The organism is Streptosporangium sp. NBC_01755 (assembly GCF_035917995.1).
Lineage (GTDB): Bacteria > Actinomycetota > Actinomycetes > Streptosporangiales > Streptosporangiaceae > Streptosporangium.
In genome coordinates this window covers 5712802-5738960 of sequence record NZ_CP109131.1, presented here as the reverse complement: position 1 = coordinate 5738960, position 26159 = coordinate 5712802, and the positions used below count along the sequence as shown (strand labels likewise).

Annotated in this window: 19 protein-coding genes; 11 read left to right on the top strand and 8 right to left on the bottom strand. The window is 67.5% G+C overall.

What is annotated here, in order from left to right:
• Positions 1-282 precede the first annotated feature (282 nt).
• The 4 genes from drmC to OG884_RS27385 all read right to left on the bottom strand — a co-directional run bounded on the left by drmC (position 283) and on the right by OG884_RS27385 (position 6807).
• Positions 283-1074: a DISARM system phospholipase D-like protein DrmC gene (drmC, locus tag OG884_RS27400; protein WP_326637564.1), complete on the bottom strand. Its 792-nt coding sequence runs from the start codon at positions 1072-1074 to the stop codon at positions 283-285.
• Positions 1071-2912: a DUF1998 domain-containing protein gene (locus OG884_RS27395; protein WP_326637562.1), complete on the bottom strand. Its 1842-nt coding sequence runs from the start codon at positions 2910-2912 to the stop codon at positions 1071-1073. The genes drmC and OG884_RS27395 overlap by 4 nt, the downstream gene beginning before the upstream one ends.
• Entirely contained in the window at positions 2909-6430 is a 3522-nt protein-coding gene (drmA, locus tag OG884_RS27390; protein WP_326637561.1) for a DISARM system helicase DrmA, read from the bottom strand. The genes OG884_RS27395 and drmA overlap by 4 nt, the downstream gene beginning before the upstream one ends.
• Positions 6431-6495: 65 nt before the next feature.
• Positions 6496-6807 (bottom strand): hypothetical protein, encoded by a 312-nt coding sequence (locus OG884_RS27385; RefSeq protein ID WP_326637559.1) that lies wholly within the window; start codon positions 6805-6807, stop codon positions 6496-6498.
• Between the two features lie 211 nt (positions 6808-7018).
• Here OG884_RS27385 and OG884_RS27380 point away from each other — a divergent pair, with 211 nt between their 5' ends.
• The gene (locus OG884_RS27380; protein WP_326637558.1) at positions 7019-7327 is read left to right on the top strand and encodes a hypothetical protein; all 309 of its coding nucleotides are present in this window, start codon (positions 7019-7021) and stop codon (positions 7325-7327) included.
• Positions 7328-7355: 28 nt separating this feature from the next.
• Positions 7356-9374: a hypothetical protein gene (locus tag OG884_RS27375; RefSeq protein WP_326637557.1), complete on the top strand. Its 2019-nt coding sequence runs from the start codon at positions 7356-7358 to the stop codon at positions 9372-9374.
• A gap of 10 nt (positions 9375-9384) precedes the next feature.
• Here OG884_RS27375 and OG884_RS27370 read toward each other — a convergent pair whose 3' ends face one another.
• Positions 9385-9861 (bottom strand): hypothetical protein, encoded by a 477-nt coding sequence (locus OG884_RS27370; protein WP_326637556.1) that lies wholly within the window; start codon positions 9859-9861, stop codon positions 9385-9387.
• A 491-nt stretch (positions 9862-10352) separates the two neighbouring features.
• Here OG884_RS27370 and OG884_RS27365 point away from each other — a divergent pair, with 491 nt between their 5' ends.
• The 5 genes from OG884_RS27365 to OG884_RS27345 all read left to right on the top strand — a co-directional run bounded on the left by OG884_RS27365 (position 10353) and on the right by OG884_RS27345 (position 12217).
• Positions 10353-11180 carry a helix-turn-helix domain-containing protein gene (locus OG884_RS27365; protein ID WP_326637554.1) on the top strand — a complete coding sequence of 276 codons (828 nt, stop codon included), beginning with the start codon at positions 10353-10355 and terminating at the stop codon, positions 11178-11180.
• Entirely contained in the window at positions 11171-11371 is a 201-nt protein-coding gene (locus tag OG884_RS27360) for a DUF397 domain-containing protein (protein ID WP_326637552.1), read from the top strand. Before OG884_RS27365 ends, OG884_RS27360 begins: the two co-directional genes overlap by 10 nt.
• 117 nt (positions 11372-11488) lie before the next feature.
• Positions 11489-11689, top strand: a complete 201-nt coding sequence (locus OG884_RS27355) for a DUF397 domain-containing protein (RefSeq protein WP_326637550.1) — start codon at positions 11489-11491, stop codon at positions 11687-11689.
• A gap of 63 nt (positions 11690-11752) precedes the next feature.
• The gene (locus tag OG884_RS27350; RefSeq protein ID WP_326637548.1) at positions 11753-11953 is read left to right on the top strand and encodes a DUF397 domain-containing protein; all 201 of its coding nucleotides are present in this window, start codon (positions 11753-11755) and stop codon (positions 11951-11953) included.
• 63 nt (positions 11954-12016) lie between these two features.
• Complete coding sequence (locus tag OG884_RS27345; protein ID WP_326637546.1) at positions 12017-12217, top strand: DUF397 domain-containing protein; 201 nt, start codon at positions 12017-12019, stop codon at positions 12215-12217.
• Positions 12218-12312: 95 nt separating this feature from the next.
• Here the strand turns inward: OG884_RS27345 and OG884_RS27340 are convergent, their stop codons facing one another.
• The 3 genes from OG884_RS27340 to OG884_RS27330 form a co-directional block, all read right to left on the bottom strand.
• Positions 12313-16617, bottom strand: a complete 4305-nt coding sequence (locus OG884_RS27340) for an Eco57I restriction-modification methylase domain-containing protein (protein WP_326637544.1) — start codon at positions 16615-16617, stop codon at positions 12313-12315.
• On the bottom strand, positions 16617-19799 hold the full coding sequence (gene drmD, locus OG884_RS27335) for a DISARM system SNF2-like helicase DrmD (RefSeq protein WP_326637542.1): 3183 nt from the start codon (positions 19797-19799) through the stop codon (positions 16617-16619). Before drmD ends, OG884_RS27340 begins: the two co-directional genes overlap by 1 nt.
• A 161-nt stretch (positions 19800-19960) precedes the next feature.
• Positions 19961-20422: a hypothetical protein gene (locus OG884_RS27330; RefSeq protein WP_326637540.1), complete on the bottom strand. Its 462-nt coding sequence runs from the start codon at positions 20420-20422 to the stop codon at positions 19961-19963.
• A gap of 485 nt (positions 20423-20907) precedes the next feature.
• Between OG884_RS27330 and OG884_RS27325 the strand changes: the two genes are divergently transcribed.
• Genes OG884_RS27325 through OG884_RS27310 form a run of 4 tightly spaced genes read left to right on the top strand, consistent with a single transcriptional unit; the run spans position 20908 to position 26014 of the window.
• Complete coding sequence (locus tag OG884_RS27325; protein ID WP_326637538.1) at positions 20908-22197, top strand: helix-turn-helix transcriptional regulator; 1290 nt, start codon at positions 20908-20910, stop codon at positions 22195-22197.
• 14 nt (positions 22198-22211) lie between these two features.
• Positions 22212-22949 carry a toll/interleukin-1 receptor domain-containing protein gene (locus tag OG884_RS27320; RefSeq protein ID WP_326637536.1) on the top strand — a complete coding sequence of 246 codons (738 nt, stop codon included), beginning with the start codon at positions 22212-22214 and terminating at the stop codon, positions 22947-22949.
• Positions 22946-24898 (top strand): hypothetical protein, encoded by a 1953-nt coding sequence (locus OG884_RS27315; protein WP_326637534.1) that lies wholly within the window; start codon positions 22946-22948, stop codon positions 24896-24898. Before OG884_RS27320 ends, OG884_RS27315 begins: the two co-directional genes overlap by 4 nt.
• A gap of 36 nt (positions 24899-24934) precedes the next feature.
• Complete coding sequence (locus OG884_RS27310; protein WP_326637532.1) at positions 24935-26014, top strand: hypothetical protein; 1080 nt, start codon at positions 24935-24937, stop codon at positions 26012-26014.
• The last annotated feature ends 145 nt before the right edge of the window (positions 26015-26159 follow it).

Below are 26159 nucleotides of genomic sequence, written 5' to 3'. Positions count from 1 at the left end.
TATTCACGTCTCCTCTCCCTGCACCGCATGAGCATGGTCCCGTACGTGGGATGACCTTCGGGTGACCGTGACCGTGACCGTGACCGCGGGCGAGCGGCCGTCGTATGGCGAGCTCGCGGCCTTGGTCGTGACCCTGACGGCCCGGCTGGATGTGCTGAAGGCCCGGGTAGCCGATCTGGAAGCAAGTGTTCGAGGAGAGGGGCAGCGGCAGGTCAGGCACCGTCCCGACCACCAGCGCCGAGGCGGGGAGCCATCACCACAACAGCAGGGCACGCCCCACTGTCAATGTCGGGCGGTGGTAGGGCGCAGCGGACCGTTCTTGGGGTGCATGAGCGCGCGGAAGTGCCTGACGAGCCTGCCTACCACGTCGGGATCGCGGAGGACCACGCCGACTTCGAGGTTGTGGGCGAGCGCCCGATCCGTGAGGTTCGCGCTGCCGAGCAGCGCGACGTCCTCGTCCGCGGCGATGACCTTCGCGTGCAGCGCGGGAACCGAGCCACCGGTCCTCGGCCTGTCCGCCCAGACCCAGAACGTGGCCAGCGGGCGGAGCGCCTCAAAGGGCGGGGTGGATGTGCCGCGCAGCGCGCCGCCGTCCTCGACGGTGCCCTCCAGGACCAGATCGATCTGGACGCCCCGCCTGGCCGCCCTGACCAGTTCCCGCGTCACCTCGGCGACGCCGAACGCGGCGAAGCTCACCACGAGCAGCGAGGTGCGGCTGGCGCGGATCACCTCGATGATGACCGAGCTGGTCAGCCGGACGGGGACCTCGTCACTGTGCGGCCCGCTGACCACGATGTCGGTCCTGTGGCGGTGGGTCTCGCCGTGCATCCGGGACGCGGTCTCCAGCGCCAGTGCCAGCGCCGAACCCGGCGGCGGCGGGTCCGCCGCCGACCAGGCGGCGACGAGCCTGGCCGCCCGGGCTCCCATGACGGCCCCGGTCCTGGCCTGGGTCAGCAGCCCTCGGATCGCGGGATGCGGTGCGGGGTGCCCGCGCAGGATCTGTGCCCATGCCCGTACGTGGACTTCGGGAAGCTCTCGCGCGAGCGCGGCGATCACGGCGGGCAGATCGCTCACCGGGCGGCCAGGAATCCGATGCCCAGATCGCTGACGGTGTCGACGAGCAACGCCCGGTCCAGGTAGTGATTGCCCCGCTCGCACGAGGTCTCTGACGCGAACAGGCAGGCGTGACACGCCGAGCCGTACAGGTGACCGTGTTCGCGTGGATCGCGTTCGGAGCAGAGCGGGTCGGAGCTGCACAGCCGTGCGGCGTCCAGTGCCTGCTCGATGAGCGTGCCGAGGCGGTCTCGCCGGCCCAGGGTCACCAGTCCGCCCAGCGTGCCCTCACTGTCCGGGGCGGCGGTGTACAGCAGGACTCCGGCCATGGGCCGCGTGCCGGTCCCGGAGTAGATCTGTTCGCCGATTCCTGCGGCGCTGTAGCCGCTCTCCAGGGCGAACTCCCGGATGAGCGCGTGCGCGAAGGTGTGCAGGAGCAGGTAGCGGATGCCCGGCCAGTGGCCTGGTTCGAGCCGGCGCTGTGCCCGCCACCTGTCATGCCCCTCACGGAGCTGCCTGCGACGTCCGCGAACGTCGGAGCGTTGTTCCCAGGCGGCCAGTTCCTCCTCCCGGAAACGCAGGAAGATGCCCTCGCCCCGCGTCTCCGCGCACGGCACCCAGGTGGGCAGGGCGACGGAGATCGGCGCGAAGCCGGTGTCGTCCCCGTCCTCTCCCCATTCGGGGGCGTCGATCCGGGTGAAGCCGTACAGGGCCGACACCTGACGTAACCGGGTGACCAGCACGACCTCCTCCAGCCACCGTTTGCCCTCGGCCGGGGGCCTTTCCTTCTCGGTTGTGAAGTCGGGCAGCCTGACCGGCAGCGCGCGGGTGAAGGCGTTCCATTCGGGAGTCCTCAAATCCAGGTCGTCCCCCTGGTCGTCGTCGCCGGACCTCTCGGCACGCCGCCGGATCGCCTTCCAGACCTCGTCGACCCCGTACTGCTCCAACTCCGGCCAGCAGCGCAGGTCGGGCAGCAACCCCTTGGCGTCGGCCTCCGGGAAACGGGCCACCCGCTCCAGCATCGTCCACAGCTCGGCGACCCGCTGGTCCACCTCCAGGTCGGCCTGCGGCAGGGTGAACGCCTTGAACTGCATCCCGAACCAGCTGTTGGTGGCGCCCAGACCGATCGTCCGGGTCTCCTCGCCGCAGCCGGTGAACTGGGCGGAGCGCAGGTGCGGGTGACGGCCCCGGCAGCGCGGCAGGTTCGGCACCATCTTCTCGCCGATCGCCTGCGCCATCGACCGAGGCTGGACACCGCACGAGCACCGGACCCACAGGCTCGCCGCGTCACCTGTGGTGCTCCGTTCCTCAAGGGTGAGGGTGTGCCCGCCGAACTCGGGGACGACCCCCTGGTGGGCGAAGAACAACCAGGGGAAGTCGTCAAGGTGCCCGTTGCCGCAGGCGAGGACGAACCGGGCCGGCACCGCGGTGGGCCGGCCGCCTCCGTTGCCCCGGCAGCCGTGCACGTAGCGGATCCGGTCCGGGGAGAACGCGTGCGGGAGAAGCTCGAACAGGCCGGTCTCCACCGGAGCCAGCAGCCCGCATTTGGGGTTGGTGCAGCGCAGCCAGCGCGGGAACAGGGTCACCGGCACACCCACCCGGGTCCACTCACCGAAGGGGTCGGCCGACTCGGGGACGTAGGGAGGGGTACGCAGCGCCTCCACCGGTGCCCGCAGCTTCGCCCGCACCGCCGCGAGCAGCCGCTCCTCCGGGACGACCCGGGTCTTGGCCGGATCCCACTCGTCCAGCCCGCACACCATCACCGACAGGTTGGGCATGTCGGCGACCGCCCCCACACCGTAGGTGTGCAGGAGCTGGTTGGGGCGCAACTCGCCGACCCGCAGACTCGACTCGGTCATGACGCGCTCCCTCCGGCGACGAACGGCGGTTCCTGGGTGATGGCGAGATTGTCGTCCTCGGGCAGCAGGAGCAGGCGTACCCCCGGCTCGACGTCGCGTAGCGAGGTCGGGCAGGTCATCGGCAGCCAGCTGCCGTCCTCCGGGCGGCGCAGCAGCCCCGCGGCGTCCCCCGGCGTTCCGGGCGCCCGTTTGTTGTAGGCCAGCCGCCGTCCCGGCACCCGCCGTTCGTTGTGCCACTGGTCGAGCCGGGCGTCCAGGTGGCGTTCGACCTCGACGCCCACCCGGTTGTCGGCGGTGACCTCCCGGGCCCGGCGCTTGAGGAACCGCACCACATGGTCGGCCAGCTCACCGGCCCGGTCGAACTGTCCCGCGCGCAGGTTGCCGTTGTAGGTGAATCCCAGGTTCCGCACCAGGGACACCAGCACCCCGGTCAGCCCTCGGTCGACCGCGCGATCGGCGAACGGGGTCACCGACAGCGCCTCCACATGCCGGTAGATGGTGGCGTGGAAATGCTCGAACGTCTCGTAGTGCGACAGATCGCGTGGCCGAGCCCAGTTGTAGACCGTGAACACCAGGCCCGGCGCGGCACGCCCGACCCGGCTGGTGGCCTGGATGTACTCGGCGGCGGACTTCGGCTGGTTGGAGACGACCATCACGCCGAGGCGGGACACGTCGACACCGACAGCGATCATGTTGGTGGCGAGCAGGATGTCGATCGGGCGGCGCCTGCGCTCCTCGCGGTCGTCGGTGAACGCCTGCTCCAGGTGGTCGAGCACGACCGGGATGTCCGAGGAGGACAACCGGGAGGTCAGCTCCTTGACGACCGGATCCCAGCGACGGGAGAACCCGCGATCCTCCGCCCGGGACAGGCGGGTGGAGACGTCGTCCTCCACCATCCGGCGCATCGCGCCCAGGTCGCGCAGGCTGTTGAAGTAGCCGACCAGGGTCATGTAGGGATCGGTGACCCGGTTGCGCCCGTACCTGTCGTGCAGGGTCTGGGCCGCGCCGAGCACCGCGACGTACACCCGGATCAGCACCGACTTGTTGCGGACGCCGTGTGCGCAGATGCCGACGTAGCGGCGGCCGGGCCGGTGACCGGGTTCCGCCGGATCCACCGGGCGCTGCCGGGAGAAGAAGTTGTCACCGATGTCCAACCCCGGGGGCGGGAAGACCTCGGTACGCCGGTCGAAGAGCGCCCCGATCTGCTGCTGTGCCCGCCGTACGGTCGCGGTCGAGGCGACGACCTTGGGCCGGACCCGCCTGCCGCCGGGCAGCTCCCAGGTGGCGAGCCGGTCGACCGCTGTCTCGTACAGACCGGCCAGGGACCCCAGCGGGCCGGAGATCAGGTGCAGCTCGTCCTGGATGATCAGGTCCGGCGGCCGGAGCCGCGACACGTCGACGATCCGCGCGGACGGCAGGGCTCCCTTGGCGGGATGCCGGGCGGACGCCGATGACAACTCCCAGTCGTTGGACCTGGTGTCCTCCGTCACGTATCCGTGCCGCTCGCACCGCTGCCCGACTCCGCCGAACAGCGCCTGGGTCTCACCGCGCCACGGGAGCTGGGCGAACTTGTCCACCGTCGCGATGATGAGGCTGGGCAGCAGCCGGTAGATCTCCTCGTCCACCAAGACGATCGGGATGCCCTCGGGGTCGACGAGGTTGCTGAACTCGCAGTAGAGGTTGGGGCAGAAGACCTGGGTCCGGCGCCGGGCCGGGTCGACCACGATGTTGACGCCCGCCTCCAGGACCTCACCGCACCACGGGCAACCGGTGAGCTGGTGCGGCGAACCGGTGGCCCGTACGAACCCCCGCCTTCCCGCCTTGCGGAGTTGCTTCAGCCAGTCGCCCGCGTCGTCGGTCCTGTTGGGCGTCACCCGCGCGCCGACCCAGAGCCCGATCCGGAACGGCGTCGTGCCCCACGTCGTCTCGTCGCCGCGGCGCAGGTGCTCGCACGCGCAGATCAGCGCGGTGGCGCGCTGGAACTGCTGGATGGTGAGCAGCCGCAGCGTGTAGCGCATCAGCACCGCCACGCCCGCCGACGGATCGTAGCCACCGAGTGCCGGGCTGAGCCTGCGAATCGCCAGCGTGAACGCGGTCAGACCGAGATATGCCTCGGTCTTGCCGCCACCGGTGGGGAACCAGAGCAGGTCCGCCACGGCGTCGCCGTCCCTCTCGTCGGCACCGCGCTCGGCATGCCCCGGGTCGGCCAGCGCGGGCAGGTTCAGCAGGATGAACGCCAGCTGGAACGGGCGCCAGCGGTGGTTCTTCGGGACGCGGACCTCCTCCAGCGCCTCGTCGAGTGTCCGATCGGGGGTCTTCCGCCGCACGGCCGCCGCCAGTGTGTGCACCCGCTGCAGGTACATCGCCTCGTTGGCGAAGCGGAATGCCCGGAGCGCGTTCTCGTCGCGTACGTTCTCGTCACCGGTGAGCAGGTCGATCCCTGCCTCGATCCGGTCGGCCGCCCTGCGTGCCGTGGCCAGCACCTCGCTCGGCGCCCTCCCGTACCTCACGAGCCCCTCGCCGGAATCGGAGAGGCGCCTCTCCTGCCGGGCGATCCAGGCCCGATATCCGGTGACCAGCGGCGACAACCCCCTGCGCAGCGCGTCCACCGGCAGGCTTCGGAGCACCTCCATGTCCAGCACCAGATCGGCCGACTCCGGATCTCCGTCCGGATCGGGCACGTCGGTGTACGGGATCTCATAGGTCGGCACGGCCCGCGTCTCGATCCGGACCGCCCGCGTCGGGTCGTCCGGTGCCTGCCGCGCCGTCACCCCCACCCCGTGGCCGACGGCGAACTCCGGATGGAACCGGTAGGCCATGGCCAGCCGCCGTTGCTCGACGCGGTCGATCTCGTCACCGCCGCCGGACGTGTCCGGCCGGGCCCGGAAGATCGGCCCGCCGTCCACGGCGGTGACGCCGATGCGCGCCTGGAACAGCCAGGCCGCCCCCTCCAGCCGCTGCGGCCGGGGCGTGGTGTTGACCAGAAAGACCGAGACCAGCCAGCCGCCGTCATGACGGCGCGCCCGGCCACGGACCACCACGTGCTCGTCGGAGGACATGCGCTCCGGATCGAGCCGCCCCTCCCTGAGTGCCAGCCGCACGCTCCCCGAATCGGGCACCCGGCACCACACCCGATCACCCCTGACGCTGTCGAGGCCCTCGACCCGCTGGTAACGTGCCCAGTGACCGGTCACCTTCAGCTCGGTCACGTCGCCGTCCACGAAAACGGTGCAGCCCAGGGCGGAGGGCATCAGGCTGGCGGTGGTCAGCACGGACGGCTCGGCCTCGTCCTCACCCACATCGGCACCGCCGGTGTCGGCGGCGTCGTCCATCAGATCCGGCTCGATCAGCTCACCGTCCGGGGCGAGCCTGCCCAGGATGTAACGATCCATCGGGCGCTCTGCGAACTCCTCCTCCTCGTCGTCGAAGGGGCCGTGGAGATCGCGGACGACCAGCCTCTCCAGTTCATCCCGGATCCGGGCCTCGTCGGGACGTGCGAGCACCGTCTCACCGCTCATGCCGATCACTGTAGGGGCAGACCATGACATTCCACAGGCGCTCCCCGGAAGGCGAGCGGCAGGACTCACGGGCCGCCGCCACGGTCCTCCGGCTGCTGGAGGCGCCGGATCTGGAGGCGCAGCTCTCGTTCACGGTACGCGTGCCGCTGCTCACGCCGTAGTTCCAGCTCTTCGGCGGTCGCATCGTCCCAGCGCGTCCGGGTCGCCCAGATGTGATGCAGGGTGATGCGGGACAGCCACATGACGCCGATCGCGATGGCCATGAGCACGGTCACGTGACCGGCGAAGAGCAGCGCGAAACCGGCGACGAAACACATCCAGTACGCGGTCTTGACGGCGATTTCTATCGCGTCGATGTGCTTTTCGAACAGCGTCATCCGTTACTCCGATGGTGTTGGGGGGAGTAGTCGCTCCGGCACGAGAGGGAATGACCGAAATATCGGTTTCGCCCGCTCGGGTGGTCACGGCCCCACCGGCGGAAGCGCGATGCCGGCCGGGTACCGGACTTGCCGATTTAGACGATCAATACCTACTCTGGTATGCGACTTTTTTCCTTCATCACGGGGTCATGAAAAGGACGGGGGTGGCGTGGCCGAGCGGATGGTGCCCAGTCCCCGGCACGAACGGCTGAGGCAATTGCTCGTCGAAGCCGAAGACAGGGCTCATGAGGTGCGGCAGGCATACCAGCGCGCCTCCTCGGCGATGCGGTCGGGACAGGTGTGGACGGGGCCGACGGCCACCACCTGGACCACCGAGCTGGAAGACCGGCATCAACGGCTCGGACGGCTCGCCCAGCGCGTGGTGGATGCGGTCGAGGAGGAGCTGCGCCGCTCTCCCCCGCTGGTGACCGAGGCAGAGGCGAACGCCATGCGCCGGGAGATGGCCGGACGCACGTGACCGTCATGACCATGAGGGGGAACGTTCCATGGCACCGACCGCCGAGTTCTGCGGCATCGACCCCGAACAGATGGGTCAGCTCGCCACCTCCCTGCGCGGCGCCGCCGACCGGCTGACCGCGTTCAGCAGGGAGTTCGAGGAAAAGCTCGGCCGACACGGGATCAGCACCCCCGTGCTCCGGGAGATCACCGACATCGCCGATTGGGGCGGGAGGCAGGTCTCCATGCTGCACGGCCGGATCGACCTGATCAAAACCCTGGGCAACGGCGCCCCGGAGCTGGGCGGGGCGGGGGGAACTGGCGGCGTGGGCGGGTCGGGGGGCGCGGCCTCGATGGCGGCGGGCGGACAGGGGCTCATCCGGCTCCCCGACGAGCTGAAGGACTTTGATATCGCCCAGGGCCTGGCCAGGATGTACGGCGAGGACATCCTGGTGAACTTCCACGGCGAGTCGCAGGCCAAGCTCATCCACGAGCACATCGACGAGGTCGCCAAACTCGCCGACAACCCCCAGGCCGCCGCCGCCTTCTTCGCCCTGCTGTCCCCCAAGGTCCGGGACAGCCTGCCCAATCTCATCGCGGTCACCGGCAGCAAAACCGCCAAGCAGGACCTGGCCGCCTTCAGCAAGGCCCTCGGCGCGGCTCTGAACGCCCCCACCCTCGTCCCGGCCTTCGCCAAGGTCAGAGCCGACCTGGTGAAACCGGCTGGCAGCAAGGTCGCCGCCTGGAACCGGCTTGCGCTGCTCAGCGGTGCCAAGGCCCCCTCGTCCGTCCGCAGCGCGGCGGCCCGCGCGCTGGTCCTGGACGAGTTCGCGAAGAAGCCCCGGCAAGACTGGCGCGCCGGCGGGCCTGCTGAGACGGAGGCGTATGACCTGCCCGAAGACCTGGTCGCCATGGGGCTGGAGGTGCTCGCCGGAGACGGCGCGGCCGTGCGAGACGCCTTCGCCAAGATGGGCGGGGCCGACGTCAAGCTCAGCCAGGTCGACAAGATGAAGCTGTTCCTCGACCGTGCCAAGAGCACGGGCACCGGGGACGAGGTGGCCGATGCCCTCGGCCGGGCGATGGAGGCGGGCAGCGAGGCCACGACCGAGAAGGCCGGACAACACAGCCCGGAGGCCGCGGCCTTCGCCCTGGACGCGATAAAGGCCGCGGGCTCCTTGGGCAGCGACCTGCCCAAGGTCGCCTGGGACTCCATGAGCGTGATCGCGAAGTCGTACATCCACGAAATGGCCTCGGGCGCCCGCTTCGACAAGGCCGTCTACCGCGATTCCGGAATGGGAGTCCCGGAGAACTGGGTTCACCTTCCTCCCGTGACCCCCGCGTTCTACCTCAGTCCGGGCGACACCTTTCGCTTCCTGAAGACCTTCGTCGGAGACAAACAGCTCACCGGCGACTTCGACGCGACGGCAGCACAGTTCCGTCATGACATGTTGACGGCAGCAGCCAACTTGGACGCACACGACGGGACCCGACATTTCGAGAGAACAGCTAGGGCATTCGGCGACCTTGGTGGCATGGAGTTCAAGGCGACGCTAGACGTGCGCGGGGAGCAGGACGCCATCAACGAAATAGTCGTTAACATCGTCAAAAACACCGTCTCCTTCGGGATCGACGGGATTTCCCCCATGGGTAGGGGGGTCATAGCGGGGTGGGAGTTACTCAAGGCCCATGGTGTCAGCAACTTCCTCGATGGTGTGGCTGACGACATCGAGACACGGGTAGAGCAGGCCACCGGAGCTCGGGCAGACTTCGTTCTGCGCTTGAAATACGATATGGCTCGTCTCCTTCACGAGGCCGAATACCCGGCGAGTAACCCACCCACCGAAGCCATGAACACGAACACCGGAAAACTCAAAACCTATGACGAACTCGTGGCTGAAGCAAAGAAAGAAGCCGGCGCCAACAAGGAATGGGAACAGGTGTTGAAGGAGAAGCTGACACCCTACGAGCGCTGGATGGACAGCAATAGAAAATTCGACGATAAGGCCGAGGATGCCTCAACTTTCCAGGCCAACGAGCGATCCAGGGAAGAGATAAAAATCTGGGACTAAGCTGGCTTCGTCACCGCGGTAGACAAGCTGTCATCGCATGCAGCCGCCAGGTGGGGGCCTCGGGAGCTACATATACGGTCACCTTTACATCTGGGTCTATCTTCGTACCGTAGATGAACCGCCCCTCCTTGGTCTCCGTCTGACTGAAGTCGAACTCCAGTTTATAACCGAGAACCTGGGCAATGGTGTTTTCCATTAGCGTTTGAGCTTGATCCAGGTGAACATCCAATGATTCGTCGACACGTTCGTAATCGGCCGTGGCTCGCAGCGCTCGTTTGAACTTGTCCTTGCCACAGCGGATGTCCTTGTCCGGGCGCTGTAGGATGCGCAGCTTCTTGAGCGGATTCTTGAAGATGCTGTTGGTCTCTAGCTGCTGGGTGTCCTTTTGTAGCTCCGCCGCCGCTTCTCCCAGGGAGGGCTCGGAAGTGCATCCCGAGGTCAGCATCACCAGCGCCAAGCTGACGGCCAGCAACCGGGCGACGCGCATTCAGTACCTCCGGAGGGGTTGACGCCGGGACCTATCAATCCTTACCCACCCGGCCCGCTTTCGCTACACCCCTCCCATACTCGTTTGTCAGCCAAGGGGAGTTGCCAGGTCACGCCGACCGCTGTCATCAGCCAGGGCAGGGGCATGTCCTCGCGGTTCAGAGCCGTGATCCGTTCGGCCAGCGGCTCGCTCATCGTCATAGTCTCACCTTTCGAATACTTTCCGGTGCTCGCGATGGGAGACCGAAAGAGGACTATCTAATTCATGTCCGACCCGATTCGTCTCCGGCCAAGAAAGTGGTTTACCGCTTTCTTGACAACACTTTCGCGAGCAGGATTTCTGTGCCTAGACTGCCTTACCGGTAGTTGACCTGCTACCGGATCGGCAATCCAGGCTAGAGCGGATGATGACAGCCGTTGGTCTGCCCGGGCTGGATTCGATATCACCGGCTGGACATTAAGTCCGTTTTTTCCAATTCGAGAGGAAATACGATGGACAGTGCGCCGTCTCTCGACCCTGGATCCCCCCGCGTGCGGTTCGGCGCCGAGATGCGCCGCCTGCGGCTGGCCGCCCAGCTCTCACAGACCGCAGTGGCCAGACGCCTCGGCTGCACCCAGACCCAGATCAGCCGCCTGGAGAGCGCCAGCCGGACGCCATCCAAGTCCGATGCCGAGAGACTGGATCTGCTCTATGGGACCGCCAACGGCATCTCCTTCACGGGAATTCGCGAGCACATCGTCGCCCAGCCCGGCGGCCCGACCTGGTTCTGGAACTGGGCCGAGGAGATCGAACCCAGAGCCACCGTCATCCGCTCCTGGGATCCCCTCCTGGTGCCCGGCCTGCTCCAGACGGAGGCATATGCCCGGCAAATCTTCAATCTGGAGCCCCAAACCACTCCCGAGGAGGTCGAGGAGCGGGTCGAGGCGCGGGTGCGGCGGCAGAGGATCCTCGATAGAGAGAATCCTCCACGTGTCGTCGTGCTCTTCGATGCAGGGGTGCTACGCCGTAAGGTCGGTGGAGCCGAGGTGATGCGCGAACAATTCGATCACCTACTGGAGGCCGCCAGGCGCCCTTCTGTCTCTATCCAGATCGTCGACCCGGAATGCCTTCCCGGCCTGGCGGGCGCTTTCATGATCGCTGAACTCCCCGACGGGCAACCCGCCACCATTCACACGGACTCGCCGGCCAAGGGATACGTTACGAACGACCACGAACTTATGACTTCCATTCAAGAAAGATATGAGGCGATACGGCTATGGGCTTATCCTGAGCGTGTATCCCTCAAGATGATCGAGGAAGCGAGACGCGAATGGACCTGAGCGCTGCCATCTGGCGGAAATCATCGCGATCTTCAGGAAATGGTGGCCAGTGTGTCGAAGTAGCCGCCAACCTGCCCGGAGTCGTCGCGGTCCGTGACAGCAAGGACCCCAACGGCCCCAAACTACTCTTCACCCCCACCGAGTGGAGAACGTTCGTCGGCGGCATCAAAACCGGTAAGTTCGACCACTAAACCGGTTCCGGTCAGGAGAAAACACCCCTTCAGACTGTGAAAGCGCCGTGAGGCAACACGACTCTGGCCCTATCCTGAGCCGTGTTGCCTCAAAAAGATCAAGAAAGGAAAGCAGCAATGGACCTGAGAGCTGCCATCTGGCGGAAATCATCGCGTTCCTCAGACAACGGTGGCCAGTGCGTCGAGGTCGCCGCCAACCTGCCCGGAGTCGTCGCGGTCCGTGACAGCAAGGACCCCAACGGCCCCAAACTACTCTTCACCCCCACCGAGTGGGGCACCTTCGTCCACGGCATCAAGACTGGAGACTTCGACCGCTGATCCTGTCTCGGTCGGGGACCCCCAGCACGCATCCCTCAAGAAGATCGAGGAAGCGAGACGCGAATGAACCTGAGCACTGCCATCTGGCGAAAATCATCACGTTCCGGATCGAACGGCGGCCAGTGCGTCGAGGTCGCTGCGAACCTGCCCGGGATTGTCGCGGTCCGGGACAGCAAAGACCCGAACGGCCCCAAACTGCTCTTCACGCCCACCGAGTGGGGCACCTTCGTCCGCAGTATCAAGACTGAAGACTTCGACCGCTGATCCTGTCTCGGTCGGGGACCATCAGCACGCATCCCTCAGGAAGATCGAGGAAGTGAAGCAGGAATGGACCTGAGCGCCGCCATCTGGCGGAAATCATCACGCTCCGGTGGAAACGGTGGCCAGTGTGTCGAGGTGGCCGCCAATCTGCCCGGGGTTGTCGCGGTCCGGGACAGCAAGGACCCGGACGGCCCCAAACTGCTCTTCACCCACGCCGGGTGGGGAGCGTTCGTCGGCGGTGTCAAAACCGGCGAGTTCGATCGTTGACCTGGTCTTGGTCCGGAGAAACCGTCCTTTCAGACCGGGATGGTGGTCCGGACCGAGACCAGGGCAGAATCGCTCTCTTCGCCGATATCGGCCGATCAGAAGAGAGTCCCGTCCGGTGGGAACAGGCCGTCCTCGAAGGGGTCGGCCTGTTGCGGCACCGGGTCTGAGCCTTGCGTACGGCCCACTGCCGGTGCGCTGGGAGTCGCCACGGTGGTGGCGCGTGCCTTCTTGGCCTGGCTGCTCTTTCTGAGCTTGCGGACGCCCGTCTCCGGCTCCTGCCGGTGGCGGTAGTGGTTGAGCGCCAGCAACTTGTCGAGGATGTCGAGGCGGGCCTGCGGGCCGACCGTCCAGCGAGTCCCCTGGCCGTGGTCATGGAACCCGTGGTCCAAGACCACATCGGACCACGCGGGCAAAGGGGCCTTCGCCTTCCGAGCCTCATAGTCATGAATGGCCGGTTCCCGCTCCTCATCCAGCGCGTACGCCTCCAGGACCGCCTCGTCGATCTCGACGTGTAGCTCCCTGATCCGCTGGATCTTCGGATCGAACTCGGCCGGGTCGTTCACCAGGTTGTAGAGCTTGGTCAGCCCGAGATCGCACTCCAGCATGAGCTTGCTTCGGAGGCTGTGCAGTTCTTCTGCTATCTCTTCCATCCGCTTTGTGAATGTTGGTTGAGCGAGCGTCTCGCAACAGTCTGAAGGAGCGAACACCGGGTCGGCCTTCATCGTGGAGCTTCGGGTCACCGTCCAGAAGTACTGAAATGCGCTTGTTCGCAAGGCCATCGCTGCAGCCGAAGATGCTGGGAACACCACAAGCTTCTGATCGAAGACCTGCCCGCTAGGAACTAGAACAGGTATCTGAGTCCGACTTGTTTGTGCAATGACGAGCACCCGGTCAAGGTCCGCGATGGCCTCGTACAGGCCCGGTGCCCGCTCTGCGTACTGCCACCACCGTTCCCGACGAGCCTGCCGTTTGTTCCGTTCTCGAAAAGGCTTGACCTCGCGTTCAACGATGGCGAACAGCTCGGGATATTCCTGAGCCCGCTCAACCGGCCAGTCCCGAAAGTTGATCACCCAGCGGCGGCCCGAGCCGTCCGGCCGGGAGTTGAGGTCCTCCCCGTTGAGGTAAGGGAACAGCACCTCCCGATTGCGCGGGTCGGCCTCGATCACGGCAGCGGCCTCCTCCGGAGACATGGTGAAGCCAAGACCGAGGACATTCGACCCCTGAAACGATTGGCCGGTATTGGCCGCCAGTCGGTATGGCAGTCCCTCCATCCGGCCTTCCGGGTCGAGAGAAGAGGTGATCGAAGGCACCTCCCGGCCGTCACGAAGCCGCCGTTCTCCGGCCCCCGGGTGCCCGGCCCAGACCAGCGACACCTCCAGCGACGCCGTACCCGGCCACGGCTGGGACTTGACGGTCCGGTAGACCCGCCAGTCCCGCTCGTACGCCTGGTCGAGACCGACCTCCCGGGTGCCGCCCTGGGCGATCGTGTTGGTGGCGATGATCCCCACCCGCCCGGCCGGGGCCACCGCCAGGTCGCGGAGCAGGAAGTACGAGCACAGGTCCGCGCTACCGCGCCTGCCCCCGGCGACGTACGTGACGAGGAACTCCCGGACGTCATCGCCGATGGCCCCGGTGAGCCGCTGCCCGCCGATGAACGGCGGGTTGCCGACCACGGCGCTGAACCCGCCGTGCCGCATGACCTCGGGAAACTCCAGCGGCCAGTGGAACGGCCTGATCGGCTCCGGTCTGCGTCCGCCGCCGGTGAGCATGGGCGTGATCAACCGGCGGACCCGGTCTTCGGCACCCACGGCCGCGAGGACGGCCCGATACAGCTCGCCGTCCTCCACCACGTCGAGACTTTCCACCAGCCCGGCGAGCCGGGAGCCGTACCCCTCCTCGCCGGGATCGCCCGCCAGCGCGATGGTCATGACGAGCGGGGCGAGGACCTTCTCGACGTCCTCGGCGAGTTCGGCCAGAAGTTCGCCGTACTCGTCCTCGTCCGTCTGCTCCTCCCAGTGCGGACGGCGGTTCTGCTTCTTGCTGTCAGCGGCGGCGAGCGCGGCGGCGACAACGGCGTCCGCCGCGAAACGGAGTCGCCCGGTGAGCGCCTCGGCGGTGGCGAGCCTGGCCTCCAGCTCACGACCGTGGGCGGTGTCACGAACCGGCTCCCGCTCGATCTCGACGCGGAGCCGCTCGGCCTCATCGAGGATCGACGTGACCGTCTCCGCCAAGGTGTTACTGAGCCGGGAGTTCTGAAAATTCCCCGCCTCCGCGTCGAGGTCGAAGGCGACGAGCTGCCGGTCGTCGACGACGCCGATCAGGGAGTCACCGCAGCGCAGCGCGTGGTCGAGGAAGGAGAACGGCCTGTTCTTGGCCAGCGTGACCAGCCAGAGCGACAGCTTCGCCAGCTCAACGGCCTGGTCGTCGCGGTCCACCCCGTAGACGCAGCTCGCGGCCACCCGGCGGCGGGCCTCCAGCAGCAGGCCGTCGCGGTCGTAGCCGGGTCCGACCGCGTCCAGGATCTCCCCCGGCACTCCGTTCCGGTCCCAGTCGTCGACGATCCGGTCCGCGATGTACCGGCAGGCGGAGACGAGGAACGCGCCCGAGCCCATCGCCGGGTCGAGCACCTTCAGCGCCAGCAGCTCGTCCCAGCGCTTGGCCTGCCACACGTGCGGCTCGGCGCCCTCGGCGGGGCCGGGAGAGAAGCAGAGCGGGGCCAGGGTGTGCTCGACGACCTCCTCGGCGAGCGGGCGCGGCGTGTAGTGGGTGCCGGTGGAACGCCGGTCGCCGACCTGGGTGATGATCAGTGATCCGGTGGGGAAGACCGTGGGCCAGCCCCGCAGGTCGCGGCGGAGCAGGCCGAGGAACGGGGCCGCCCGGTCGGCCAGCGCGTCATCGTTGTCACAGGCCGTACGGAGTCGTTCCAGATCGTCCGGCTTCGCTGCGGCGGTCAGCGCCTTGGCGGCCCGGTTCGCCGTCGTGTCGCAGGTCCGGACCGCCCAGGCGGCGAGGTCCGCCTCCTCGCGGCGGGCACGTTCCAGCTCGGCCAGCGGGAGCTCGGGCTCAAGTCTGCCGAACAGCCCGGCGTACGGCTCGGTCACCCGGACGCAGGAGAACTCCAGCAGGCCCTCGTAGACATGGCCGATCTGCTCGACGTTGAGGCCCTTGTAGCTGAGCCGTTCCGGGGCGCCGCTCTCGCCGACCAGGATCAGCAGCGCCCGCAGGATCTCGTGCACGACCCGGTCGGTGACCTTCATATCGGCCAGCCAGCCGAAGCGCTCCGGGTCGAAGAGCGCGCCCCCGTACGGCGGGATGCGCATGTCGTCGTGCTCGCACCCGCCGTACACGGCGCCGAAGAGGGCGAGCAGTCGAGGCCAGGCGGCCCTTCGCCGGTCGCCCACCGCGTCACCGTGCCTGCTGCGCGCCTCCTCCAGCTCGTCGAAGAGGCCGCCGACCGAGTAGGAGTGGGCATACAGCTCGGAGTCGACGGGCAGCAGGCGCTGGTCCTCGGCGTAGAGCAGGAAGACCAGGCGCATCATCACGCTCAGCGTGCCCTGGTAGACCTGGCGTTCGGGCACGTGTACGAGGAGCCGGCCATCGGCCTCCCGGTCGAGCCGGGCGAGCTCGCCGACAAGCAGCTCGACGGCGCGCAGCACCTGCCTGCCAAGGGTGGTCGTGACCTCGGCCTGCGCGTCGGCGCTGCGGGAGAACAGCGCGGCCAGGCTGTCGGTGGGGTCACCCGCCGCGTCGAGGGCGGGCCTGAGCACACGGGTCGCGCCGAGCAGCGTGACGAAGGCGCGGAGCAGGTCGCGCTCCTCCAGCCACAGGTCCGCGTCGAAGGTCGCGACGGTGGAGGGTTCCTGAACCCGGGCGTGCACCAGGATCCACAGCCGCCCGTTGGTGAGCAGCGCCAGCGGCACGCCCCGCCGACGGCAGAGGTCGGCGGCCTCCTCGACCGCGGAGCGGCGGTCCCTGGTCGCCCTGGTGAGGGGTTCGGCCCAGCCTCGCCGGTAGATGTGCAGCCGTTCGGCCCGGCCACCGGCGCCGTCCGGGCCGAAGGCGACCCCGTCCGGCCTTACCCGCGTGTCGGCCGGGCCGTACCCGCGCACCTCCTCGGGCAGCTGCGCGCCTTCGGCGATCAGCGGACCGGTCAGGCCGAGCACCTCGCGGAGGATGAAGTCCTGCCAGGCGGGGTTCAGCTCGTCGGGAGCGGCCTGGACCTCGTCCCACGCCTGGATGAGGCGTTCCAGTTTCCGCTCGGGAAGCACCTCCAGCCCCTGGGGCAGTGCTCCGGCGAGCACGCCGACCGAGACGAACGGGCCGTCCGGCCGGAGCAGGCTGATCCAGTCGGCGTGCTGGCGGGCGATCGACGGGGTCGCGATTCTGCGGCGCGGTGGCATCAGGCCCCCCGGTGGGCGATCGAGGCGGGCACCAGGAAGGTGACCGCGGCCGGGAACCAGCGGACCGTCGGATTGGCGTAGCGGCGGGTGATCGCCTCGATCTCGTCGGCGAGCTGCCGGGGAATCGACTCGCGCCGCTCGACGAGGGCCTCGCGGTCCCTGGCGAGCTGCGTCCGTTCCTCGTCGGCCTCGAAGAGGCTGGGCTGCCAGTAGCCGTCGTCGTCGAGGGCGGCGGTGATGGTACGGCGCAGCTCGTCGAGGACGGCGGTCATGGCGGCGATGTCCTTCTCGCAGCGGGCCTGAAGGTCGGTGGCGTGCCGGTTGGTGCGCCGCCTGGCCCGGTCGGCGAGAATGCCCGCGACCTTCGGCTCCAGCTCCAGCCGCTCCCAGACCTCGGTGAGCCGGTCGAGCACGTGCCGGGGCGGCGGCTCGTCGGTGGCCGCGGCGAGCCAGCTCTCCAGACTTTCGGCGTTCACCCGGGTCAGGCGGCCCTCGTCGAGGGTGCCGCCGCCGAGGACGACCTCCTCGTGCAGCCGGGTGCCCTCGTCCCCGGTGACGACGATGCGCATGTGCGCCACCACGGCGGGGGAGGTGATCAGGTCCGCGGGCACGACCCGGGCGGTGACCCGTGCCAGCTTCGCACCCCCGCCGACCCCGGATGCCCACAGCTCGGCGCGGAGCAGGTGCAGGCACATCTGGACCAGGCGGCTGCCGAGGTGGAGCAGGACCACGTTGGTCCGGTCGGCCGCCGCGTCCTGGTCGAAGGTGACCACCCGCTCCGCGTGCGTGACCGGGTGCAGCAGCCCGTCGTTGCGGGCCTCCGCCCACGCGCCGGACAGCGGGGGCAGCCGGAAGCAGCGCGCTTTCAGCCCCTTGGGAGGGTCGGCGTCGAGCAGGTCCCTGTTGTGGGCCAGCCGGAGCGCGGTGCGGACCACCCGCTCCACCGTCTGCGGGGTGAGGTTCAGCTTCGTCCGGCTGCCGCGTAGCGTCTCGGTGAGCTTCTCCAGGTCGGCGGCGAGATCACGGCGGATCTTCAGCTGGGCCGTACCGCTCCGCTTGGTGATCTCGGTCTCGGCGGCCTGCCAGTCGGCGGGCCGCCCGAGCATCTTCCGCTCGACGTTGGCGGCGATCACGTCTCCCGCGCTGCCGAGGTCCTCCCGGATCTGGTCGACCTTCCTGACCGCCACGGTGAGGAACTGGAGTTCGTCCTCAAGCGAGCCTTCCCGAGCGTCCCGCCAGTCCGACGGGACGAAATGGAAGATGTCCACCTGCGGTGCCGGCTGGCCGTGCCGGTCGATCCGGCCGTTGCGCTGCTCCAGCCGGTTGGGGTTCCACGGGATCTCCCAGTGCAGCAGCCGGTGGCAGTGGTCCTGCAGGTTGATGCCCTCGCTGGCCGCGTCGGTGGCGAGCAGGATCCGCATCGGGTCGAGATCCGGGGAGTCGCGGAAGACCTTGCGGATCCGGTCCCGCTCGGCGTCGTCCATTCCGCCGTAGAGGCAGGCGATCAGCCTGGCCGGGTAGCCCGCGTGGATGAGCTGATCCCGCAGCCAGTTCTGGGTGTCGCGGTACTCGGTGAAGATGATGACCCGCTCGCCGTTGTCGTCGTTCCACTCCCCGTCCGGGCGGACGATCGGGTCGAGCCAGGCGCGCATCGCGTCGAACTTCGCGTCCGGCTGCTTCTTCGCCTCCCCCGCCCAGTCGCGCAGCTCGCCAAGGAGCTTCTTCTCCCCGGCGGTCAGCGGCGGCAGCAGCCGGCGGGCGGCGGTCAGCGCGCTCGTCTCCGCCTCGCCGTACGCGGCGTCGTCCTCGGCGGTCTCCTCCAGCCGGTCCACGAGCGGTCTGAGCACGCGCGCCTGCGCCTTGGCGGGCAGGGGCCGCTCGCCGTCCTCGCGCCGGACCATGGTCTCCAGGTGCTTGTCGACGGTGCTGAAGAACGCCTGCGGAGAGGAGAACAGCCGCTTCTTCAGCAGCATCGTGACGAAGTCGGCGGCGCTCCGCTGGGCGTTGCCGCCGGAGGTCCGTCTCCGCGACTCGGCGTACTCGGCCAGTCTCAGGTGCGCCTGACGTTCGAGCTCCGAGTAGCGGACGTCCACATCGTGGATCTTCCGGGTCGCGAACCGCGACGAGCCATCCCACTTCGGCGGCAGCTCGCTCTTGAGCCGGCGGATCATCACCTGGGCGAGCTGCTCGTCGCTGGGCGGGACACCCCGCGCGAATCGCTGGTCGTCCAGCAGCTCCAGCAGGGCGGTCCACGAGTTCTGGTAGCCGTTGTGCGGGGTGGCGGACAGGAACAGCCGGTGCTCGCAGTGCGGTGCGAGCTCACGGATGACCTCGGTCCGCTGCGAGTCGACCGCGTACTTCCCCCGGGTCGCCGGCGCGCAGGTGTGCACCTCGTCCACGACCAGCAGGTCGAAGGCGCGCGGGTAACGCGGAACCGGGGGGAGCACGTCGCGCAGCAGCCGCCGGGGACGGTCGCGCTTGAGCCAGTCGACGCTCACGATCAGCCGCGGGAAGTGCGTCCACGGGTTCGCGTAGAGCCCGCGGGTCCGGCGGAGCTCCTTCAGCAGCCCACTGTCGACGATCCGGAAGTCCAGCCCGAACTTGTCGCGCATCTCGTCTCGCCACTGCAGGGTCAGGCCCGCCGGGCAGACGATCAGCATGGTGCGGGCCCGGTGCCTGAGCATGAGCTCCTGCATGACCAGCCCGGCCTCGATCGTCTTGCCCAGACCGACGTCGTCGGCGATCAGGAGGTTGGTGCGCGGCATCGACAGCGCCCGCACGACCGGGTCGAGCTGGTACTCCTCGATCTGGATGCCCGAACGGAACGGCGCCTGCAGCACCGTCGTGTCCGCCGAGGCGATCGCCCCCCACCGGACCGCGTCAAGGAACGCGTCCAGATGGCCGGGCGGGTCGAACCCCCGCGCGGGGCTCGGCAGCGCGTGCTGCTCGTACGCGGCGGCGCCCGGCTCCAGCTCCCAGACCACCCGGAGCCGCTCGTCACGGGCGTCGTCCTCGATGCTCACCAGGCTCACCACGTGGGGAGCTCTGGACGTGAGTGCCCTGTCATCGGAGCCGGCCACACTGCCCTGGCGGACGTCGGCGACGACCCACGGCCGGTTCCGGACGGTCACCACCTGGCCGATGGCGGGCAGCGCCGGGGTCTCAGCCGCCACCTGCGTCATCGCCGCTCCCCACCCGAGTCATCATTTTCAACTGTCTTGCCTCATGGCATAGATCGGCGACTACGTCCTACCACGATCCACCAATGTTCCAGAGCGTATCGATAAGGATTCGCCCCGGCGAAAAGCAGAGGCAGGGGCCACGGCGTCGCCGCGTTTGGGGCTCACGGCGCGGCCACCTCACCGTGATCCTCATCCGGCAGCGCGCGGGTGAGCCGCGCGGTCAGCTCGGGATCGGCCAGGATGCGGGCGGTGGCGCGCCACTCGACGATGACCCGGTGCAGCGTGGAGTGGACGTCCAGATCAACCGAGTCCCGGGTGGCGTCGACGAGTTCCCGGACGAACTCCCGCGTCTCCTCCACGGAGAGATGCCGGACCCATGGAAAGACCTGGGGCAGCGCGTGCAGGACGGCGCGGGTGCCTTCATCGTTGGCCGGCAGCGCGGCGATCATGCGGGCCGCGACGTCCGCGGTCTCTTCTCGCTGATGGTCATGCCGGGCTATTGAGATGAACAGGTCCTCTCCGTCGCGGCGTGTGACGCGCACGCGATGGAAGCAGTCGATGATCTCGGCGACCCGTTTGGAGTGCTTCGACAGGTCGGAGAACAGCACGGTCGGCATTGCCATACCCAACCGTACTTCGGAACACGTTCCGAAGTGACCGCCGCCGTTTCTCCAACCAGACCAGCAACTTCACCAGGCTCCGCCTCCCGGTCGAGGACACCCTGGTGACCGAGGTACTTCCTGGCCTGCAGAGCGCCCTTGAGGTCACGCACCGCGCCGGGGCCGACTGCCCGGCACAACACCATGGAGTGATAAATCCGCATAAATGCCGACCAAATCTTCTTCTGATAAGTGCCGTTTACAGTTTTTCCGGTGACCAATACCAGACCGGCTACCGACAGCGGATCCCGCAGGGTGACCGGTGTTCGCGAGCAGGAAGAACTCCTATAGAGGCCCCGAAGCCATCTGGACAATACCGACCGTTTCCTATTGCCTTCAGAGTTGGAAACGGGAAACACCGGAACAGGTCTTGTCTGTCCGACATCGGCTAACACAGTCTTGCAAACGATGATTCACGGCTGCTCGGACAGGCAGTGACGGAGGTTCATGTGGTCCAGCAGCCAATCACCTTCGGAAGGGAACTTCGGAGGCGGCGTCTCGCCGCCGATCTCACCCTTACCGATTTATCCAGGCTGGTTCATTACAGCAAAGGCCAGCTCAGCAAGGTCGAGCGAGGTATCAAAGCGCCGAGCCGCGAGTTGGGCCGCCTCTGCGACGTCGCACTCGACGCCGGAGGCGAGCTCGCAGCTCTGGTCCGCGAACGGCCTCCCAAAGAAGGACTCACGCAGGAGAGCGGTGACGAGGATGAGGTGTGGCTGATGCGGTTGTCCTCAGACGGGCAGAACCGGTTCCAACCCATGAGCCGGAGACAGGCGCTGGCCACGGGGGCGGCTTCGATCGCGGGAATGAGCATCGGCGGCCCGGCAACCCCGTCCGGCGCCGAGGACACGACGCTCCTGGGAGTGTCCCGATCGCTGTTCGACCAGTATCGGCAGCTCGGTCAGACGGTCAGTCCCGGGCTCCTGCTCCCCGTACTCATCGCGCAGACCCATACGCTCCGGGAGCTATCCGCCAATGCCGGTTCCCAGACCCGTCAGGGGTTGCTGAGGCTCGGTTCCCGGTACGCCGAGTATGTCGGCTGGCTGGTGCAGGAGACGGGAAACGAACAGGCGGCGCTGTGGTGGACGCAACGCGCCGTTGACCTGGCGGCTGTCGGCGGTGATCATGACCTTGCCGCCTACGGACTGGTCCGCCGGGCACTGGTCACCCTCTATCGCGAGGATGCGCCCCAGACCGTTGAGCTGGCCCGGCAAGCGCAGAACGGCAAGGTCCCGCCGCGGATCCGCGGCCTGGCAGCGCAACGGGAGGCACAGGGCCACGCGCTCGCAGGTGACTACGACGCCTGCATGCGCAGCCTGGACCGGGCGCGTGCGCTGCTCGTCGGCCACGCATCCGACTCTGACGCGCCCGTCATCGGTACCACCAACCTGTCCGACCCGGTCGCGATGATCACCGGCTGGTGCCTTTACGACCTGGGACGGCCGGCCGAAGCCGCCGAAATCATGGAAACACAGCTGGCGCAGGTGCCGCCCCGGGCACTGCGCACGCAGGTCCGTTACGGAGTGCGCTGCGCACTCGCCCACGCCGCTGCCGGGGAGATCGACCACGCGTGCGATGTGATCAGCCGACTGCTGGGCAGCGCTGTCACGGTGAGTTCGGCCACCATCGCCGCGGACCTGCGCAACCTCGCCCGTGCCCTGGCTCGTCACCGACGGAACCGGTCGGTGCGCGATCTCAATCCTGAACTCAGCGCGACCCTGCAGATCATCGTTTCGTAGAGAGGGAACCCGCTATGCCCGACGTGTTCATCAACTACCGCACTGGAGACGGCGAGAAGACCGCTCTTCTCCTCGAAAAGGAACTATCCGCAATTCTCGGGGGAGAGGAACGGATCTTCCGTGCCACCAGGTCCATCAAACCTGGCCAGCGCTTCCCCGAGGAACTGCTCGGCAACGTGCGGCGCAGTACCGTCCTCCTCGCCGTCATCGGCCCCAACTGGATCCAGCCCCCCAGACTTCGTGACGAGGACGACTGGGTCCGCCGGGAGCTCCTTGAGGCGTTCACCCTCGGCATACCGGTCGTGCCGGTTCTTGAAGGGCACAGGACAAAACGGCTGGACCGGGCGGAGTTGCCGGTGGAGCTGGCCTGGCTCACCGAGACCCAGTCGGTGCACGTGGATCTGGAGGATCTCCAGGCGGACCTCACGCGTCTCGTCGCCAGGCTCGCCGATTGGGTGCCGTCGTTCAGAACGACGAAACGCCCGGCCCCTCAGCCTCCGCCCCCTGGCTCCATCACCAACTCGGCGGGCGACGTTCATGGCACGGCCATCCAGGGCCGCGACATCACCACCGGCGATGTCGGCACCGTCATCAAAGGCGACCACGGAACTATTCACGCTGGTAAGGGCGATATCTACCGCGACTCCCAGCACTTCTCCGGCGATGGGGCGGCATACGTCGCCGGAGACAACCACGGAGGGATCAATCACCGGTTCGGCGGCTCCCGCAAGGACAAGAAGGGCGACCGTTGAGCGACCAGATAAGGTCCTCCGTCTCCGTCGGCCACGGAGCGGCGGTGCACGCGGGCAGCGGCGACCAGATCGTCTTCTCGCTGCTGGCCGAAGCCGCGGGCAAAGATCCCCGGCGCATTGCCGATGACCAGCTGTCGTGGCTCCGGCGGCGCTTCCTTTCCCCCGGAGGCTTCGCCAAGGCGGCTGCGGCCCTGGAATCCCACGGCACCGTATTCCTGGATGGAACGCCGGGCACCGGAAGAAGGACCGCCGCCTGGATGCTCCTGGGTGAGCTGCACTCCGGGAGCGAGACGTTCCACGAGCTCCTACTGAAGGACAAATCCCCCTACCTGAACACCAGCCAGGTCGGCGAAGGCGCTTTGGTGCTGGTGGATCTGTCCGCGATCCCCAATGAGCAGGTCTGGGCCGAGGTCCAAGGCGAGCTTCCCGACCTCCGCAAGGTCGTGCACGAGCACAGCGCTCATCTGGTGGTGATACTCCCCACCGGGAGAGTCGAGCGGCTCGGAGCGGATCTTGGTGCCTACCGCGTCAAAATCGTCCGTCCAGCAGGACAAGTGGTACTCCAGCGTTATCTTCGCATGGAGCGAATCCCGGTAGCCGAGACTGATTCGGCGCCTCAGGCCGCCTCAGACTTCCTGGCCAAGAACCCCTCGATGCAGGAGATCGCCGACTTCGCCGCCCTCGTCGTCGAGGCACGGGCAACGGCGGAATCAGCAGGTGGATTCGCCGGCTGGTGTGAGAGCGCCCTGGCCGCATTGGACAACCACCAGGGCAAGCTCGTCACCGACGATCTCGTCGAACTGCGCAAGGGGCCACAGCGAGCACTGCTGCTGGCCACGGCCATGCTGCACGGAACCCATATCGACGTCATCCACCGGTCCGCTGTCGCACTGCTGGAAGGGGTGCGACATCCCCACGACGAACGTCCTCTCCTAGAGCAGGCGGACCTCGCCGTGCGCTTCCAGGAGATCAAGGCGACACCCGACGCCTCCGGCCGGGTGCGGTTCGACAAACTCGGATACGACTCGGCGGTCCGGGCCCACCTATGGACTCACCGCCCGGAACTACGGGAGCCCATCCAGCGATGGGTCGGTGACACCGTGGGCCTGACGGACTTGGAGACGGACGACCGCGACAAGCTGATCAAGCGGTTCGCCGAGCAGTGCCTGCACGACAGGTACCGAGACCTCCTGCTGACTCTCGTGTCTCAGTGCGCGAAGGACACTGGGAACGGCTTCCGGATGGGCGCGGCCATTCAGGCACTGCGGCACGGGCTCCAGCACGAAGAGCACGGCCGGTTCTTCCGACAGAAGATCTACGACTGGTCGCGTGAGACGAACCTGCCCAGGGGCCTCACCCAGGTGATCGTCGTGGCGTGCTGGAAGGTGATGGCCGTGCGCCACCCGGACCAGGCCATGATCCGGCTCCATCACCTGGCGCGCAGGGAACGCGGAACCACACATGCCCGCGACGCGCTCGTGCAGTTGGTGGGCGCCGACGCCCAACTCCGGGTCCGGATGCTGGAGCGGTTGGTTCAGCGGCTCCAGCTGGAAGAATGGCCGATCGATGCCGACCTGTTCGTGGAGTTCGCCGATCCGGCAGCGCTCACGGCCACCGGACCACACACGCGCGCGCCTCTGTCCGACCCCGACCTGAGAGAGCAGCTAATCATCGGCTGGAGCATCGCCTTCCACCGGCGTCCGTACGAGGTCTGGCGCACACAGGTGGAACGCTGGATCCAGACAGCCTTCGCCGATGAAGCACATCGTGAGCATCTCCTCGACACGCTCGTCGCCGGTGGCGGGCAACATGCGGACCTCCTGGCCCGCCTGCACGTCATCACCCGAGACCTGGCCCGCCCTGGGACGGACGGACAGGAACACCACGCCTTTCTCGTCGATCGCGTCCTACGGAAGATCAACTTTTCCATGGGTATCTGGGCCGTGTGAGCCGCCATCGTGACAACAGATCAGGGAGACAACACCATGGGTTCTGGCCACAGGACGGTGACGGTCTACTTTGTCGCCTTCGCGGGATTGATTCTCGCCGGTCTTATCCTGTTCGCTCCACTACCGCCCTGGGCATGGGTGGTGGTCGCCGTGGTAGCCGGGATCGTCGTGGTCCTGGCCATGAGAGTACCCAGCCGCGGAACGGATTCCGCGCCACCGGTGGAGACGACGTACCTTCCACCGCCACCCATAGAGCCTCGGGAGCAGCGGGTCGTCGAAGTCGCGCTGCCGAGCATGGAGGATGACTACGACTTCCTGTTCTCGGCGACAGTGCGATGGTCTCCGGATGGCAGGACAGTGGATGAACCGGTCGCCAACCTCGGCGGTCTGGCGGTCGACACGATCCTGGAACGTGCCATGGATGTCACGAAGAACCGGCTCCCCGGCAGGGCCTCGCTCGTTCAGCACGAGTTGAACGGTGCACTGAGCAGGATGCAGTCGGACGCCAGCGGATGCGTGCGGGCGATGGCCGAGTCGGTCACGCTCACTCTCTCCGATCACGATCGGCAACGCCTGAAAAAGCTCGCCGAGGTGCGTAAGGACAAGGCGGTCTGGGAGCACGAGAGGAAGTACGAACAGAGCAAGCGGGAGTACCTCGGAGAGGACGTACTGAAAGACCCGGGCAGCACCGTGGTCTGGTGGCTCGCCAAGAACGACGACCGCGTGGAGAAGGTGGTGCAGGACCTGGGCATCCTCGCCCAGCTCTCCTCCGCCGCGAACAACGAGGACATACCCGAATGCTTCCGGTACCTGGTGCCGGGGCCGTCCCCCTCACAGCCAGCAGACGACGAGCCGTCCACACCTGATCCGGGACACGGATCATCCGCCGTCGACCACTTCGAGGCGTTCCTGGGGGCGACGGATTTCCCGGACGGTGACCCGCAACGTGCCCTGTTCACTCGGCAGGTGGCCGACTACCTCGTCAAGCACGGCAGGCAGGACGCGGCTGACGACCTGGAACGCCGGTTCGACGCGCCCAGTGCCTTCGTCCCTGAGGATGCGATTCCTCCCTCCGACCAGCTCGACGAAGAGCCGTACACCGACGATCCCGGATGAGCGAGTCGTGATGTTCACCATGGTGATCCCGAATACCTTTCTTGAAGGCAGATCGAGGACATGGCGGGTCTTTCTGTCCACTACCGGACTGACGCCGGCACTCCTCAGCTCCTGCTCAGCAAGGGTACGTTTCTGATCTGTACCG

Bases quoted from the DNA above. Each gene is read 5' to 3' on its own strand.
- OG884_RS27395 (WP_326637562.1), bottom strand. From the start codon at position 2,912: ATGACCGAGTCGAGTCTGCGGGTCGGCGAGTTGCGCCCCAACCAGCTC.
- drmA (WP_326637561.1), bottom strand. From the start codon at position 6,430: ATGAGCGGTGAGACGGTGCTCGCACGTCCCGACGAGGCCCGGATCCGG.
- OG884_RS27385 (WP_326637559.1), bottom strand. From the start codon at position 6,807: ATGACGCTGTTCGAAAAGCACATCGACGCGATAGAAATCGCCGTCAAG.
- OG884_RS27375 (WP_326637557.1), top strand. From the start codon at position 7,356: ATGGCACCGACCGCCGAGTTCTGCGGCATCGACCCCGAACAGATGGGT.
- OG884_RS27370 (WP_326637556.1), bottom strand. From the start codon at position 9,861: ATGCGCGTCGCCCGGTTGCTGGCCGTCAGCTTGGCGCTGGTGATGCTG.
- OG884_RS27365 (WP_326637554.1), top strand. From the start codon at position 10,353: ATGGACAGTGCGCCGTCTCTCGACCCTGGATCCCCCCGCGTGCGGTTC.
- OG884_RS27360 (WP_326637552.1), top strand. From the start codon at position 11,171: ATGGACCTGAGCGCTGCCATCTGGCGGAAATCATCGCGATCTTCAGGA.
- OG884_RS27355 (WP_326637550.1), top strand. From the start codon at position 11,489: ATGGACCTGAGAGCTGCCATCTGGCGGAAATCATCGCGTTCCTCAGAC.
- OG884_RS27350 (WP_326637548.1), top strand. From the start codon at position 11,753: ATGAACCTGAGCACTGCCATCTGGCGAAAATCATCACGTTCCGGATCG.
- OG884_RS27345 (WP_326637546.1), top strand. From the start codon at position 12,017: ATGGACCTGAGCGCCGCCATCTGGCGGAAATCATCACGCTCCGGTGGA.
- OG884_RS27340 (WP_326637544.1), bottom strand. From the start codon at position 16,617: ATGCCACCGCGCCGCAGAATCGCGACCCCGTCGATCGCCCGCCAGCAC.
- drmD (WP_326637542.1), bottom strand. From the start codon at position 19,799: ATGACGCAGGTGGCGGCTGAGACCCCGGCGCTGCCCGCCATCGGCCAG.
- OG884_RS27330 (WP_326637540.1), bottom strand. From the start codon at position 20,422: ATGGCAATGCCGACCGTGCTGTTCTCCGACCTGTCGAAGCACTCCAAA.
- OG884_RS27320 (WP_326637536.1), top strand. From the start codon at position 22,212: ATGCCCGACGTGTTCATCAACTACCGCACTGGAGACGGCGAGAAGACC.
- OG884_RS27310 (WP_326637532.1), top strand. From the start codon at position 24,935: ATGGGTTCTGGCCACAGGACGGTGACGGTCTACTTTGTCGCCTTCGCG.